The sequence below is a fragment of the Candidatus Villigracilis affinis genome, assembly GCF_016705895.1.
Lineage (GTDB): Bacteria > Chloroflexota > Anaerolineae > Anaerolineales > Villigracilaceae > Villigracilis > Villigracilis affinis.
The window spans coordinates 21,881-36,346 of sequence record NZ_JADJKT010000028.1 but is presented as its reverse complement, the minus strand read 5'-3'; the positions used below and the strand labels follow the sequence as shown (position 1 = coordinate 36,346).

Sequence of the window (14,466 nt, the reverse complement as noted above, 5' to 3'; positions counted from 1 at the left end):
TATGGATTGGACCATCTGGCTTGAATGGGTATTAAAGGGATTTATTCTCTGCCTGATCCTTTTGACAGGCTTTGCATATCTGACCTTGTATGAACGACGCGCGCTGGCGCGTATGCAGGTGCGTGTGGGTCCGAATCGCGCTGGACCTCAGGGCTTGCTCCAGCCGATTGCAGATGCGGTGAAGTTGATCTTCAAGGAAGAATTCACCCCATCACGCGTGTATAAGGTTGTATTTGTGCTTGCGCCTATACTGACCGTGGTGCCTTCATTGATTTTGGCGGCTGTGATCCCGTTGGGTTCAAAGTTCATGCTTTTTGGCCGCGAGATCACACTCTATGTTGCCGACTTGAATGTGGGCGTGTTGTACCTGACCTCCATTGCCTCCATCGCGGTGTATGGCATCGTGCTGGCGGGTTGGTCAAGCAATAACAAGTATGCCATGCTGGGCGGTATTCGTTCCTCTGCACAAATGATCTCTTATGAACTTTCGCTCGGCTTGTGCATTGTGATCGCCATCCTTCTCGGCGATTCGATGAATTTGAACGACATTGTTAATGCTCAAAAAGGGATGTGGTTCGCGGTCATTCAACCTGCGGGTGCGTTGGTTTTCATGATCGTGACGCTTGCGGAAGTGAACCGCGCTCCCTTCGATATGCCCGAAGCTGAGCAGGAACTGACCGCTGGCTATCACGCGGAATATTCGGGCATGAAGTTCGCTTTGTTCTTCATGGCTGAATACCAGAAGATGATCGTCATTTGCATGATCGCAGCGACCCTGTTCTTTGGCGGATATCGTGAATTCTGGTTCCTGCAAGGGACCATTTTTAGTGTGGATCGCTTCTGGTTCCTTGGCCCGATCTATTTGTTGTTGAAAGTTGTTGTCCTGCTGTTCTTTATGATCTGGATCCGTGCCACCTGGCCGCGCATCCGTTACGACCGTTTGATGGCATTCGGTTGGAAGGTGCTTTTACCGTTATCGTTGATCCTTGCCTTCATCACTGCCACGGGTATTCTGCTTGCGAAGGAATTGAATAATCAGTTGTTCTTCTGGAGCATTCCCGTCCTGTCGATTATTTGTGTGTTGGTGGCGGTGGTGTTTATTAACAGTGACTTGAGGAGAAAATCCCATGGGCGTATTTGATCCCATTATCGAGCTTTCAAAAGGTTTGGGCGAAACCCTGCGCTCCTTCCTTTTTGAGAAGACCGTAACCTATCAATATCCTGAAGAGAAGCGTCCCGTGCGTCCGCGTTATCGCGGCCGTCATGTGTTGAAGCGTTATGACAACGGCCTCGAAAAATGTATCGGATGTTCGCTGTGCGCCGCGGCCTGCCCTGCGGATGCGATCTTCGTTGAATCGGCTGAGAATACGGATGAAAAACGCTTCTCCCCCGGACAGCGGTATGCCTCCACTTACGAGATCAATATGTTGCGCTGCATCTATTGCGGCTTCTGCGAAGATGCCTGCCCGACCGAGGCAATCGTGCTCGGTGATAATTACGAGCTTTCCTTTACTGACCGCCGACAGGCGATCTACCCGAAGGAGATGCTGCTCGAACCCGTCGCCACAGTGGAAATGACCACACCGCGCAAGGTGGATGCGGGCGTGTTTACACGTTCGGTGCCTGAGATGCAAAATCCGTCCGATTAACGATTTACGATGGGCGATTTGCGATTAGTAATCTCGTAAATCCAAAATTACAAATCGTAAATGGAGTTTTATGAATTCTGACATAGTCGTTTTTCTCGTTCTCTCCCTGATCGCCATTTCGAGCGCCCTGGGGATGATGTTCAGCCGTAACGCGGTGTATTCGGCGCTGTTCCTCGTGCTGAACTTCATCACGGTAGCGGTGTTCTATCTTTTGCTTGGCGCGCCGTTCATTGCCATGTCGCAGATCACGGTGTATGCAGGCGCGATCATGGTGTTGTTCCTGTTCGTGATCATGCTGCTCGGCGCGGAAAATCTTGCGCCCTCCAAGTCGCTCCCGTGGCAGAAGCCGCTGGCGTATATTCTGGCTTTCGTGCTGGTCGTGGAATCGGTGTATCTGGTCATCTCCCGCGCGCAGGTCGATAAATTCATCTCATCGCCTGAAGCCTCCCTCAATTCGATGGACAATTTGCGTGAAATGGCGATGACCTTGTTCAATCAATATCTTCTGCCGTTCGAGATCACGTCCATTTTGCTTTTGGTTGCGATGGTGGGCGCGATCGTGCTGACCAAGCAGGAAAAGGGAGAACAGAAATAATGGTCCCTGTCAATTATTACGTGGCGCTTTCCGCCATTTTATTTTCCATTGGCGCGCTCGGTGTGCTCATCCGCCGCAATCCGCTGATCATTTTCATGTCCATTGAATTGATGCTTAACGCAGGCAACCTTGCCTTTGTGGCATTTGGCCGTTCCTACGAAATTGCAGGTGGACAGCCCTTCTTTAGCGGACAGATCTTCGTGTTCTTCGTCATTGCCGTGGCTGCCGCCGAAGTGGCCGTGGGCCTCGCCTTGATCGTTGAGATCTTCAAGACCAGGAAGAACATCAACATTGATGAGTTGAATTCCCTAAAAGGATAGAGATTAGACGACTAGGGACTAGATAAATAGTAGGAATACTATTCTCTGCTCTCTACTCTCTGGAGACTTTTATGCACTTAAGCGAATCAGTTAGTACAGGATTTTTCTTTCTTGCCCCGTGGCTGGTCTTTGCGCCCCTCACCGGCTTGCTGATCAATTTGATCTTTAGCAAGTGGTTCAAGTTCAGTGAGAACTGGGTCGGCGCAGTGGCAAGCCTGGCGTCCGGAGCGGCATTTGTCGTCTCGGTGCTTCTGGCGTATTCTGTTTCCCTCAATCATGGGGAAGTGGTGCGCTGGAAACTTGCAGAGTGGATCCATGTCGGCACGCTCAACCTCGATTGGACCTTCCGCATCGACTCGCTCTCGACCACAATGATGCTGGTTGTCTCGGGGGTCGGTACCCTCATCCACATCTACGCGATCGGATACATGCATGAGGATGTCCGCTTCAAGCATGAAGAGGGACGTTTCAACCGCTTCTTCCTTTTCCTCAACCTGTTCATCGCGGCGATGATGATCCTCGTCTCAGGCGACTCGTACATGATGCTCTTCGTCGGCTGGGAAGGCGTGGGTCTTTGCTCCTTCCTGCTGATCGGCTTCTGGTTCGAGATGGACACGCTTGCGCGTCCTTCGTGGGCCAATTCCAATGCCGCGAAGAAAGCTTTCATCACCAACCGCGTCGGCGACTTCGGTTTCCTCATCGCTGGCTTCTTGATGTTCTGGTATCTCGGCTCCTTCCAATTCGATGAGGTCTTCAAAGCCGCCCCTGAAATCGCACATTCGATGCCGTGGGTGATCGTAGCAATTACATTATTTATGTTGGTGGGTGTTGCTGGTAAATCTGCACAGATCCCGCTTTACATCTGGCTGCCAGACGCGATGGCTGGCCCAACCCCTGTTTCGGCGTTGATCCATGCCGCGACGATGGTGACCGCTGGTGTGTATCTTGTGACGCGTTCCGCTCCGCTTTATACGCTCGTCCCGCAGGCACAGTACATCGTTGCGATGGTCGGCGCAGGGACGGCGCTCTTCGCCGCGACGATTGCAGTTGGTCAATACGATATCAAGAAAGTCCTCGCGTACTCCACCATTTCACAACTTGGATTCATGGTTGCGGCGGTGGGCATGGGTGCGTACGTGGCTGGGATGTTCCACCTCATCACACATGCTTTCTTCAAGGCTTTGCTCTTCCTCTCCGCTGGTTCTGTCATCCTTGGTCTGGAGCGCGGACATCATGCGCATGCGCATCACGTAGCCCATGATGATCATGGCAAAAAGAAGAAAGAAGGAAAGCATGCCCTGAGCAAAGAAAGAAGAAGAACATGGACACGGTGGCGGTCACGATGAGCATGGCGAGGTTTTCGACCCAGGCGACATGCGCAACATGGGCGGACTTCGCAAGACCATGCCTGTCACATTCTGGCTGTACATGATCGGCACGCTGGCTCTTGCGGGCATCTTCCCGTTTGCTGGCTTTTGGTCGAAAGATGAAATCCTTTTGGATGCAAGCCTGCACTTCACCAGCGTTTATTGGCAGTTGACCATTGCCGCCTTCTTCACCGCATTCTACATGGGACGTCAAATTTGGATGGTCTTCTTCGGCGAGGCGCGTACTGACGCAGCCAAGCACGCAGAAGAAAGCCCAAAGGTGATGACCGTGCCGTTGATGGTGCTGGCAGTTTTATCGGTCGCGGGTGGCGCGTTGAATCTTCCGTTTGAAGGTTTCCACAATCTCGGTCACTGGCTGGGACACACCCTCGGTGAAGTCGAAGGCCTTCCGCTTGATATGAAAGTCGCTGGCATTTCCACTGGGCTGGCGCTGCTTGCCATTTTGATCTCGTGGTTCCTGTATGGACGTAACCCGCTCAAGACTGGCGAAATTGATCCGCTGAAGAAACCGCTGGGTCCCATTTTTACCGGCATGGAAGGCAAATGGTTCGTGGATGAAGGCTACTTCGCCGTCATCATCAATCCGTTCAACAAGATCTCGCAGTTCCTTGCGGATGTGATCGACTGGCGCTTCTGGCATGACTTTGTGCATGATACGGTTATTCTGGGAACTTATAACTGGCTGAGTGAGATCGCGTTGAATGAATACGCCGATCAAAAAGGCATCGATGGCTTCGCGAACTGGCTTGGCAGTGCAACACAATCTGTTTCAGCAACGTTACGCAAAGTGCAAAATGGCTTTGTGCGTTCGTATGCGCTCTCCGTTTTGTTGGGCGTGGTTTTGATCTTAGGCTATTTGATTTTGAAATAACTCGTAGAAACCGAGGATAGAACATGGAATTTCTTTTGCAACCTCTTACACTCCTGACCTTCCTTCCGCTTGTGGGCGTGCTCGTGATTCTCTTTATGAACTCCGAGTCGAAGAACGCCATTCGCTGGGTTGCGTTGGGCACATCATTGATCACCTTTGTCGTTTCGTTGTGGGTGCTCACGCAGTTTGACTCATCCAATCCCGATTTGCAGCTGGAAGCCAAATACCCGTGGATTCAAGTGGCGGGCTGGAACATTTACTACTACCTGGCCGTGGACGGTCTGAGCATTTTGTTGGTTTTGCTCACCGCCTTCCTGACCCCCATCTCCCTGCTCTCCACATGGACAGCGGTTGAAGAGCGTGTCAAGGATTTCATGATCTTCTTCCTGCTTTTGGAAGTGGGCATGATGGGCGTATTCCTCGCGCAGGATCTGTTCCTGTTCTACATCTTCTGGGAATTTACCCTCGTTCCGATGTACTTCCTCATCGGCCTGTGGGGCGGACCGCGCCGCGTATATGCTGCGGTCAAGTTCTTCCTCTACACCATGGCTGGTTCCATTTTGATGCTGGTTGCCATTTTGTTCCTCGGCATCAAGACCGATACCTTCAATGTCCCGACCATGCTTGCCCGTCTGCCTGATCTGTATGCCACCAGCATCAGCCCGCAGACTCAGATGCTGCTCTTCATCGCCTTTGCTGCGGCATTCGCCATCAAAGTTCCGATGTGGCCGTTACACTCGTGGTTGCCCGATGCCCACGTGGAAGCTCCCACCGCTGGTTCCGTCATCCTGGCTGGCGTTTTGCTCAAGATGGGTACCTACGGCTTCCTGCGTTTCAATATCTCGCTATTCCCGGATGCCACCGTCCAAGCCGCCCCGTGGATCGCGCTCCTCGCGACCATCGGTATCATTTATGGCGCGGCAGTTTCCTATGCTCAAACAGATGTGAAGAAGTTGGTTGCGTATTCCTCTGTCAGTCACCTTGGCTTCGTGATGCTTGGCTTGTTCGCGTTGAATCCTCAAGGCGTGGCAGGTGCCATTTTACAAATGATCAACCACGGGTTAAGCACAGGCGCGCTGTTCCTCCTCATCGGTATGATCTACGAACAGACCCACACCCGCGAGATCAAAGTCTACGGTGGTTTGTGGAAGATCACCCCGATCTTCGGCACCATCATGCTGATCGCGTCCCTCTCTTCGATGGGTTTGCCCGGTCTCAACGGCTTCATCGGTGAATTCACCATTTTGCTTGGCGCATTCGGTTCCAAGGCAATTGGCAATCCGTGGTATGCAGGTATTTCCGCCATCGGCGTCATTATGGCGGCTGTGTATATTCTTTACATGTTCCAGAAGGTCTTCCTCGGCCCTGCCGGTGAGATCACTGAACATCACGAACTCAAAGACCTTAATTGGCGCGAGATTCTCACTGTTGCTCCGTTGGTCATCTTCATGTTCTGGATCGGTCTCTACCCCAAGCCGTTCTTCGATCTCCTCGCCCCTGCGGTTGAGAAACTTTTATCTGCATTGCCTTTATAACGACCATTGACCATAGAAATAAACCATGGCCAAGATTTTGGAGCGTTCATGACGCAACCTAATTACCTGGATTACTACACTATTCTTCCGCTGATCACCTTGATCGTATGGTCATGTGTGCTTTTGCTGGTGGATTTGTTTATCCCCAAAAAGCAAAAAGGCTGGACAGCTTTTCTTGCTGCTCTGGGTCTTGCCATCACGCTTGGCCTGACCATCACCCAGATCGGCCTCAATAATGCAGGCTTTAGCGGCATGGTGTTGGTTGACGGTTTTTCAACCTTTGCCAATGTGCTGCTTCTCGCCAGTGGGCTGCTGGGAATTGCGCTGGCCTTCGGGTATACACGCCGCATGGGTATCGAGCGCGGCGAATATTACACCCTGCTTATTTTCAGCGTCTCAGGCATGATGTTGATGACCCAAGCCGCTGACCTGATCATTGTGTTCCTTGCGCTTGAGCTTCTCTCCATTCCACTCTATGTGCTGGCCGCATTTGCCCGTCCCAATCCCTCAATCTCAGGAAGCGGGTGTCAAATACTTCCTGCTGGGTGCTTTCGCAACTGGATTTGTTGTATACGGAACCGCCCTCGTTTTTGGAGCGACTGGAACCACATCCCTAAGTGGGATTTTCTACGCCGTTTCAAACGGAGCCTCGATCCTGCTTCTGACCATTGGGGCTGCTCTCATCCTTGTCGGTTTCGGTTTCAAGGTTGCGGCTGTTCCCTTCCACATGTGGACTCCAGATGTATATGAAGGCGCTCCCACTGCTGTGACGGCTTTCATGTCCTCGGGCGCGAAGATCGCTGGCTTTGCCGCTTTGCTGCGCGTGTTCTCCACCGCATTCCCAGCCCTTTCCACAGATATCTCTGACATTCTCTGGGTATTTGCCGCATTGACCATGGTGGTCGGTAACCTCACTGCCATTTCGCAGACGAACATCAAGCGCATGCTGGCATATTCCAGTATTGCACATGCGGGGTATATCCTCATGGCGTTCGTTCCTTATGGCAATCAGGAAGTCGGATCCGTTTCGGTTGCGGCAGGCTTGTTCTATCTTGTAACCTATGTGTTGACGAACTTCGGCACATGGGCGGTGGTCATCACCCTTGAAAAAGCGGAAGGCAAAGGGCTCGAGATCAACGATTATGCGGGACTCGCGAAAAAGTATCCCGCTCTCGCCGCAGCCATGACCGTTTTCATGCTTTCGTTTATCGGCTTCCCTCCAACCCTTGGCATGGTCGGCAAGTTCTATCTCTTCCGCGCCGCGATCGCTGGCGGATATAACGGCCTTGCGATCATCGGTGTGGTGACATCGCTCATTTCAGCATACTACTATCTGCGTGTGGTGGTCACCATGTACATGCGTGAAGGCGACCCAACCATTGAGCGTGAACCCTGGCTTGGTGTCACCACTGCTGTGACCGCGATCGCAACCGTTGTGTTAAGTTTCGTTCCGCAGTTCCTGTTCCTGCTGGCAAGTACAGCGATAATTCGATAGATTGGTTTTCAAATAAAAAGCGATGGCGTAACTGCCATCGCTTTTCTGTTACAAATTTCCAATCGCAGAGCTTGGAGGATTGGGTTTAGAGAAGAATTTTCTTTTGATGATCTGAAAGAGAATGACGAGCGGGATAATCACCAAAAGTGTCAACACAAAGCTGACGGCCAGTGAAATCCAAAAATATTTCGGGAAATATTCCAACGCGCCGTAGCCGAGGTCCTGGGCGGGGAGTTGATTTCCCTGCGCATCCTCGCAATACCCGTAAAGAACCTTTTCTCCGGGATGAGTATAGGTGGTTTCCTCCCAACCGGTGACGAGTGTGGTACCCGGCGGGCAGGCGATCTCCTGCAGGATATCCTTGTCAAGAATGGGGACAGCCACCGTTGCGATGCATGCCAATGTCACAGCCAGCAGAGCAACTGTAAGGAGGAAGAGGGAAAGCCCTCCACAGCCGAAAAAAGTCTTCCATGCTCTATTTGAATTGTTCGACATGTCACACCTTCCGAAAATAAATTAATGATTGAAAATATTGTAGGCTTTTTTTCATCCCCTTGAAATGGGATGAAGGTCAGGTGTTTGGTAGAATACCCCGCATGCCGATCAAATCGAAAGACACTATTAAAGGGCGTGCCATTTATGTGCTGGCCGTGATCGTACTGCTCAACATGATTTATCCGATCACAGCGGGGAACGACCCTGCAGCCTTGATTTTGTATCAGGTTTTGTACGCGGGGCTGTTCGTGGTTGGGATTGTCATCACCAGCGACAGCCGCGCGCACATCACCTGGTCGATCGCCATTGCGGTGGTCTGGTTGATCGCGGCGGTTCTATATGCGCTTGACCCCACCAATGCCTGGAAGATTCAGATCACTTATTTGATCTTGCTGGTCTATCACGTAATGATCGTCTCGGTTTTGATGCGCTATATTTTCACCGCGGAATCCGTCACGGCTGACGTGATCTACGCCGCTTGTGCTGTCTACTTCCTGCTCTCCTTCTTCTTTGTCCCCATTTATGGCATGCTGGAGACCGCCATCCCCGGCTCGTTTGTGGATAATACCCTCGGCGCGCCCGTCCAGTGGCAGCAATTCGTGTATTACAGCCTGATCACCCTCAGCACGGCGGGGTATGGGGATGTACTTCCCGCGAGTATGTGGGCGAGGATGCTGGCGGGCATCGAGGTCACAGTAGGCGTGCTTTATGTGGCTATTTTGGTGGCGCGGCTCGTCAGTCTGTATGACATTCAGCGCAAACGCTGATGCCGCTTTTTTGTTGACACACTTTTTCTTTGCGGTATAATACCGCTCGCAAGTTTGGTGAATGGCTCCGTAGCTCAATGGCAGAGCAGTTGCCTCTTAAGCAATTGGTTGAGGGTTCGAATCCCCCCGGAGTCACAGGCGGAAGTCCGATTTTGAAGAATCGGACTTCAAGTTTTTAAAACAGATTTGTTTTTATCCGCCTGAGGAAATGAAATTTGGATGAATATGTTTCGGGGAAACTGATGTTTGGGATGTTGAACCCAGATCAACGGAAGTGCGAAACGTCGATTGCGCATAACAATCCCGTGTTTCAATTAATGCGAAAAATCATGGTTTTCGAACGATCCTGTACATTTCCGCTTAGAGGCATATGAGAGATTGAAAACCCCTGCTTGACTTTGATTTCATGAAAATGGTAATATAAAAAACGATGTATCTAAAAGGAAGTAAGTGGAGTATGAATCGCAGGCGGACCCGCCCGAATTGGTTCCGCATTATTTTATTGTGCCTGTTGGTCTTGGGTGCCTCCTACGTGAATCGATTTGTGATTGCGGCGCGGCCATCACCATTTTTACCGACCCCCACACCCACGCGTTCGCCCGAATCGTTCGTCACTGAGGCGCAGGAATATTTCAAGCAGGGACAGCTGCTTCGCGCGATCGAATCTTATCAAGAGGCGATCCTGTCGCGGCCTGATGACCCAACCGTATATGTGGCACTTGCCCAGACCCAGGTTTTTGCAGGTGAGTATGAAGATGCGCAGCAAAGCGCCGAAAGTGCGATTCTGCTTAATAATGCAAATTCGATGGCGCATGCTGTGCTTGCCTGGTCATTGGGCGAGCAGGGAGAATATATAGAAGCGGAAGACAGCATTGAGCGCGCGCTGACACTTGACCCCAATAACGCACTTGCACATGCCTATTACGTGGAGATCCTTGTGGATTCAGGCTCCTTCGATGTGATCGAAAAAGCAATTGATGAATCAAGGATTGCTGTGGCGCTAGCCCCCAACACCCTCGAGACCCATCGCGCGCGCGGGCTTATCCTCGAAGCTGTCGGCGAATATGAGGAAGCCATTCGCGAATACCAGTTTGCCATCGATATCAACCCCAAAATCGCCGACCTGTATCTTTCGCAGGGAATCAATTTTCGCGCGATGGGCAGTTATGAAGATGCGATCACCGCTTTCTCGAATGCCGATGCGCTTAACCCCGAAGACCCTACGCCTGATTTTCTCACCTCGCGTACCTATGCCACGCGTGGTGAATTTGGAAAAGCCATGCAATATGCCGAACAGGCGGTTGCGAATGACGGTGCGGATACGAATCTGCGCGGGAATCTTGGCGTGATGTATTATCGCAATGGATATTGGACCGAAGCCCTTGCAGAATTTGATTATGTGATCAACGGCGGTTTTACGCAGGATGGCACCCCGATCAAGGCGTTGCCGCTTGTGCCCAACAATGTGCGTCTTGCCGAATATTATTTCACCTATGGCCTCGCACTTGCGCGCACCAACAAATGCGGCGATGCGCTGAACATTGCACGCACCATTCTGGAACGCATCCCTGCTGATGAACTGGCCGTGGAAAATGCCAATGCGATCATCAGCAAATGCGAACAGAATCTGGTGCAGACGCCAGAACCGCTTCCCACTTCGCCCGAAGCTGCTCCTGTTTCGACGGAAACTCCCACACCGACACCATGAACATCTACCAAAAACGCGACATCTTTCGACGGCGGGGGGAGATCAACGTTTACCGTATGTTCTTCTGGACCACTTTGATCCTTGGAGGCATTTGGTTGATTCGCTCTGTGCAGAGCGGCGATGTCAAGCCTTTGTTCTATCCCACGCCCACGCCCACGCGGTTCGCGCTTTCTTATGCTCTCGAAGGCGATGCGCAATTTACCGCAGGGGAATTGGATGCTGCCATCACCGCTTACGGTGAAGCCGCGAAAGTGGACCCCACCAACGCCAAGCTGCTGGCAGACCTTGCGCGCATCCAGACCTATTCATCCGCGATGATGGTGAGTGATGCGGATACCAAGGTGCGTCTGGCTGAGGCGCTTGCTTCTGCCGAACAGGCGGTTGCCCTTTCACCTGATGACAGCTATGCCCAGTCTGTTTATGCCTTTGTTCTGGATTGGAATGCCAACCCCGTGCTTGTTCCCGATGAAAGGGAAGTGCAGCGCCTGTTGACCAAGGCCAATGGCGCCGCTGTGCGTGCCTTGCAACTGGACCCTAACAACACCCGCGCTTTGGCTTTCTATGCAGAGATTCTGGTCGACCAGCAAAAATGGACAAATGCCCAGCAGATCATCGACCAGGCATTGGAGCGTGACCCATCCTTGATGGATGTGCATCGGGTGCACGCGTATGTGCTTGAGTCGTTGGGCGAATATGCGCTTGCCATTGAGGCCTATGACCGCGCAATCAACATCGCTCCCAATTTGACCTTTTTGCATATTCGGGCGGGTGCGAACTACCGTATCCTTGCTTTTAACAGTCCTAATGAAGAAGTACAGACCCAGCTTTTTGAAAAATCGCTGGAGTATTTCGACAGAGCGGCAACCATCAATGACCAGTTGGGGATCAATGATCCTGCGCCGTATCTTTCCATTGCAAAGACCTATTCGCAGATGGGGCAATTCTTTATCGCCATCCGTAACGTGCAAAAGACGATCGAGTTCCAACCTGACAAGGCGGAGTTCTATGGCGAGTTGGGCGTGTTGTATCACAAGAATCGTAACTATGAGACCGGTATTCTTGCGCTGAAGTGTGCCATCCGCGGCTGTAATCAGGACGAATCCTGTGAAGGGCGCGGCGGCTGTGGGAATAGCGATGTCCCTGCAGATGTATCAGGCCTGCCACTTACTTCCAACACGGTCTATTATTATGATATTTATGCCTCCGAACTGGCGGCTTTGAGCACCCCGTCGAAGAGCTATTGTGGGGAGGCGCTGGATATTGCCAGCGAGATCGAAGCTTCGGAATTTGACAACGACCCGAACATCGCCGCCGATATCGTTGTGGTGCGGACGATCTGCTCCACTTTAAATGATGCCCCCGCTGCAGGTGCGGAAGGAACCCCGTCGGCCACAGACACAGTGCCGACCGCCCCTCCTTGATGATTTTTCGGGGCGGGAATGCTTAGTGAGACCGAATCAGCGTTCGGTTAGGCGGGGAGGCGAATGTTGGCATCCATCAGAGTTTTGTAAGAATTTATACAATCCCCTTGACTTGACCAATTTAACTAGGTAATATTGCAATTAGCACTCGTAAGCATTGAGTGCTAATTCTGTGCTTATTCAAAAAATTCAAATCTCTTAATGGAGGCAGGAAATGGCAAAACAACTCTCATTTAAACCCTTGGGCGGCCGCGTGTTGGTCGAGCCCATCGAGCAGGAAGAAGTAACCGCTGGCGGTATCGTTCTTCCTGAAACCGCAAAGGAAAAACCCCAACAGGGCAAGATTTTGGCGGCTGGCCCCGGCGACCGCAATGACAAGGGCGATCGCATCGCCATGGATGTGAAGGCTGGCGATACCGTGCTTTTCGCCAAGTACTCCGGCACCGAAGTGAAGATCGATGGCAAGAAATTGCTCATCATGCGCGAGAGCGACCTTCTCGGTATTGTCGGTTAATCCCAATAGAAAAAAAGGAAGTGAACCATGGCTGCTAAACAAATTGTATTTTCAGAAGATGCTCGCCGTAAGCTTAAGAACGGCATGACTGTTGTTGCGAACGCTGTTTCCGCAACCCTTGGCCCCAAAGGCCGCAATGTGGCAATCGACCGCAAGTTCGGTTCCCCCACCATCACTCACGACGGTGTTTCCGTTGCGAAGGAAATCGAACTCGAAGATCCTTTCGAGAACATGGGCGCCCAGCTCCTCAAGGAAGCTGCCCAGAAGACCAATGACATCGCCGGTGACGGTACAACCACCTCCACCGTTTTGGCTTATGCCATCGTAACCGAAGGCCTCAAGGCTCTTGAAGCTGGTTACAACCCGATGCTCCTCAAGAAGGGCATTGAGCTCGCCACCGAGACCATCGTGACCGAACTCAAGAAGAACTCCGTCAAGATCGATACCCGCGAAGAGATCGCTTCCGTAGCGACCAACTCTGCCGCAGATGTTGAGATCGGCGAATTGATCGCAGACGTGATGGACAAGGTCGGCAAAGACGGCGTTATCACCGTTGAAGAATCCAAGACCATGCAGTTCGAAACCGAATTCGTCGAAGGTATGCAGTTCGACCGCGGTTATCTTTCCCCTACTTCATCACCAACGGCGACCAGATGGAAGCCCAGATCAGCGACGCGTATGTCTTGATCTATGACAAGAAAATCTCCGCTGCACAGGACATCGTTCCTTTGCTCGAAAAACTCGTTCAGCTCGGCAAGCGCGAACTCGTCATCATCGCTGAAGATGTTGACGGCGAAGCTCTCGCTACCTTGATCTTGAACAAGATCCGCGGCATGCTCAACGTGCTCGCCATCAAGGCCCCTGGCTTTGGTGATCGCCGCAAGGCCATGCTTCAGGATATCGCCGCCCTCACCGGTGGACAGGTCATCTCTGAAGAGACCGGCCGCAAGCTCGAATCCGCCACTGTTGCCGACCTCGGCCGCGCTGAGAAGGTTGTCTCTGACAAAGAGAACACCACCGTCATCGGCGGCAAGGGCAAGAAGAGCGAAATCGAAGGTCGCATCAAGGAAATCCGCATCGAGATGGACAAGAGCACCAGCGATTACGACAAGGAAAAACTTCAGGAACGTCTCGCCAAGCTCAGCGGTGGTGTTGCCATCATCCGCGTAGGCGCCGCGACCGAAACTGAAATGAAGGAAAAGAAGCACCGCGTGGAAGATGCTCTCTCTGCCGCTCGCGCCGCAGTTGAAGAAGGCATCGTCCCCGGTGGTGAGATCTCCCTCATCAACGCCGCTGGCAAACTCGACAAACTCGCCAAGGCTCATGCCGATGACGAGAACGAAGAGATCAAAGTCGGCATCAACATCGTCAAGAAGGCGCTCGAAGCCCCGATCCGCAAGTTGGCTTCCAACGCTGGCCAGGATGGCTCCGTCATCATCGACACCGTCCGCCGCACCGCTGCCGAGAAGAAGAACCCGAACATCGGCTTCAACGTCCTCACCGGCGAATACACCGACATGATCAAGGCTGGTGTGATCGATCCCGTGAAGGTGGTTCGTGGCGCTCTCGAAAACGCCGCTTCCATCGCCGCGATGATCCTCACCACCGACGTGCTCATCACCGATGTGCCCGCGAAGGAAAACGCTCCTGCCATGCCTCCTGGCGGCATGGGCGGCATGGATTACTAAACCGATCCGTCAACAAATTT

13 protein-coding genes, 1 tRNA gene and 1 pseudogene are annotated in these 14,466 nt (G+C 52.2%); 14 read left to right on the top strand and 1 reads right to left on the bottom strand.

The window, feature by feature from the left end; genetic code table 11:
* Position 1 precedes the first annotated feature (1 nt).
* The 8 genes from nuoH to IPI86_RS13415 all read left to right on the top strand — a co-directional run bounded on the left by nuoH (position 2) and on the right by IPI86_RS13415 (position 7,853).
* The gene (nuoH, locus tag IPI86_RS13450; RefSeq protein WP_345298526.1) at positions 2-1,141 is read left to right on the top strand and encodes an NADH-quinone oxidoreductase subunit NuoH; all 1,140 of its coding nucleotides are present in this window, start codon (positions 2-4) and stop codon (positions 1,139-1,141) included.
* Complete coding sequence (gene nuoI, locus IPI86_RS13445) at positions 1,128-1,649, top strand: NADH-quinone oxidoreductase subunit NuoI (RefSeq protein WP_345298525.1); 522 nt, start codon at positions 1,128-1,130, stop codon at positions 1,647-1,649. The genes nuoH and nuoI overlap by 14 nt, the downstream gene beginning before the upstream one ends.
* A 70-nt stretch (positions 1,650-1,719) precedes the next feature.
* Entirely contained in the window at positions 1,720-2,244 is a 525-nt protein-coding gene (locus IPI86_RS13440) for an NADH-quinone oxidoreductase subunit J (RefSeq protein ID WP_345298524.1), read from the top strand.
* A complete protein-coding gene (gene nuoK, locus IPI86_RS13435; protein WP_345298523.1) occupies positions 2,244-2,564 on the top strand; it encodes an NADH-quinone oxidoreductase subunit NuoK in 321 nt (106 codons plus the stop codon). Before IPI86_RS13440 ends, nuoK begins: the two co-directional genes overlap by 1 nt.
* A 71-nt stretch (positions 2,565-2,635) precedes the next feature.
* Positions 2,636-3,910 carry an NADH-quinone oxidoreductase subunit L gene (locus IPI86_RS13430; protein ID WP_345298522.1) on the top strand — a complete coding sequence of 425 codons (1,275 nt, stop codon included), beginning with the start codon at positions 2,636-2,638 and terminating at the stop codon, positions 3,908-3,910.
* A gap of 37 nt (positions 3,911-3,947) precedes the next feature.
* Positions 3,948-4,823, top strand: a complete 876-nt coding sequence (locus IPI86_RS13425; protein ID WP_345298521.1) for a proton-conducting transporter membrane subunit — start codon at positions 3,948-3,950, stop codon at positions 4,821-4,823.
* A gap of 23 nt (positions 4,824-4,846) precedes the next feature.
* Positions 4,847-6,358 carry an NADH-quinone oxidoreductase subunit M gene (locus IPI86_RS13420; RefSeq protein WP_345298520.1) on the top strand — a complete coding sequence of 504 codons (1,512 nt, stop codon included), beginning with the start codon at positions 4,847-4,849 and terminating at the stop codon, positions 6,356-6,358.
* A 475-nt stretch (positions 6,359-6,833) separates the two neighbouring features.
* A complete protein-coding gene (locus tag IPI86_RS13415) occupies positions 6,834-7,853 on the top strand; it encodes an NADH-quinone oxidoreductase subunit N (protein WP_345298519.1) in 1,020 nt (339 codons plus the stop codon).
* A gap of 48 nt (positions 7,854-7,901) precedes the next feature.
* Here the strand turns inward: IPI86_RS13415 and IPI86_RS13410 are convergent, their stop codons facing one another.
* Positions 7,902-8,348 (bottom strand): hypothetical protein, encoded by a 447-nt coding sequence (locus IPI86_RS13410; RefSeq protein ID WP_345298518.1) that lies wholly within the window; start codon positions 8,346-8,348, stop codon positions 7,902-7,904.
* A 101-nt stretch (positions 8,349-8,449) separates the two neighbouring features.
* Between IPI86_RS13410 and IPI86_RS13405 the strand changes: the two genes are divergently transcribed.
* From IPI86_RS13405 to groL, 6 genes and pseudogenes are all read left to right on the top strand, one after another.
* On the top strand, positions 8,450-9,115 hold the full coding sequence (locus IPI86_RS13405) for an ion channel (RefSeq protein ID WP_345298517.1): 666 nt from the start codon (positions 8,450-8,452) through the stop codon (positions 9,113-9,115).
* A gap of 63 nt (positions 9,116-9,178) precedes the next feature.
* A tRNA-Lys gene (locus IPI86_RS13400) sits at positions 9,179-9,250 on the top strand.
* 322 nt (positions 9,251-9,572) lie between these two features.
* The gene (locus tag IPI86_RS13395) at positions 9,573-10,823 is read left to right on the top strand and encodes a tetratricopeptide repeat protein (RefSeq protein ID WP_345298516.1); all 1,251 of its coding nucleotides are present in this window, start codon (positions 9,573-9,575) and stop codon (positions 10,821-10,823) included.
* Positions 10,820-12,244, top strand: coding sequence for a tetratricopeptide repeat protein (locus IPI86_RS13390; protein WP_345298515.1), 1,425 nt, complete (start codon positions 10,820-10,822; stop codon positions 12,242-12,244). Before IPI86_RS13395 ends, IPI86_RS13390 begins: the two co-directional genes overlap by 4 nt.
* Positions 12,245-12,458: 214 nt before the next feature.
* Positions 12,459-12,758 (top strand): co-chaperone GroES, encoded by a 300-nt coding sequence (gene groES / locus IPI86_RS13385; protein WP_345298514.1) that lies wholly within the window; start codon positions 12,459-12,461, stop codon positions 12,756-12,758.
* Between the two features lie 27 nt (positions 12,759-12,785).
* Positions 12,786-14,446, top strand: a pseudogene (groL, locus tag IPI86_RS13380) (chaperonin GroEL).
* Positions 14,447-14,466 lie beyond the last annotated feature (20 nt).

Bases quoted from the DNA above. Each gene is read 5' to 3' on its own strand.
- IPI86_RS13390 (WP_345298515.1), top strand. From the start codon at position 10,820: ATGAACATCTACCAAAAACGCGACATCTTTCGACGGCGGGGGGAGATC.
- IPI86_RS13430 (WP_345298522.1), top strand. From the start codon at position 2,636: ATGCACTTAAGCGAATCAGTTAGTACAGGATTTTTCTTTCTTGCCCCG.
- nuoI (WP_345298525.1), top strand. From the start codon at position 1,128: ATGGGCGTATTTGATCCCATTATCGAGCTTTCAAAAGGTTTGGGCGAA.
- IPI86_RS13410 (WP_345298518.1), bottom strand. From the start codon at position 8,348: ATGTCGAACAATTCAAATAGAGCATGGAAGACTTTTTTCGGCTGTGGA.
- IPI86_RS13415 (WP_345298519.1), top strand. From the start codon at position 6,834: ATGTGCTGGCCGCATTTGCCCGTCCCAATCCCTCAATCTCAGGAAGCG.
- IPI86_RS13440 (WP_345298524.1), top strand. From the start codon at position 1,720: ATGAATTCTGACATAGTCGTTTTTCTCGTTCTCTCCCTGATCGCCATT.
- groES (WP_345298514.1), top strand. From the start codon at position 12,459: ATGGCAAAACAACTCTCATTTAAACCCTTGGGCGGCCGCGTGTTGGTC.
- nuoH (WP_345298526.1), top strand. From the start codon at position 2: ATGGATTGGACCATCTGGCTTGAATGGGTATTAAAGGGATTTATTCTC.
- IPI86_RS13420 (WP_345298520.1), top strand. From the start codon at position 4,847: ATGGAATTTCTTTTGCAACCTCTTACACTCCTGACCTTCCTTCCGCTT.
- nuoK (WP_345298523.1), top strand. From the start codon at position 2,244: ATGGTCCCTGTCAATTATTACGTGGCGCTTTCCGCCATTTTATTTTCC.
- IPI86_RS13425 (WP_345298521.1), top strand. From the start codon at position 3,948: ATGGGCGGACTTCGCAAGACCATGCCTGTCACATTCTGGCTGTACATG.
- IPI86_RS13405 (WP_345298517.1), top strand. From the start codon at position 8,450: ATGCCGATCAAATCGAAAGACACTATTAAAGGGCGTGCCATTTATGTG.
- IPI86_RS13395 (WP_345298516.1), top strand. From the start codon at position 9,573: ATGAATCGCAGGCGGACCCGCCCGAATTGGTTCCGCATTATTTTATTG.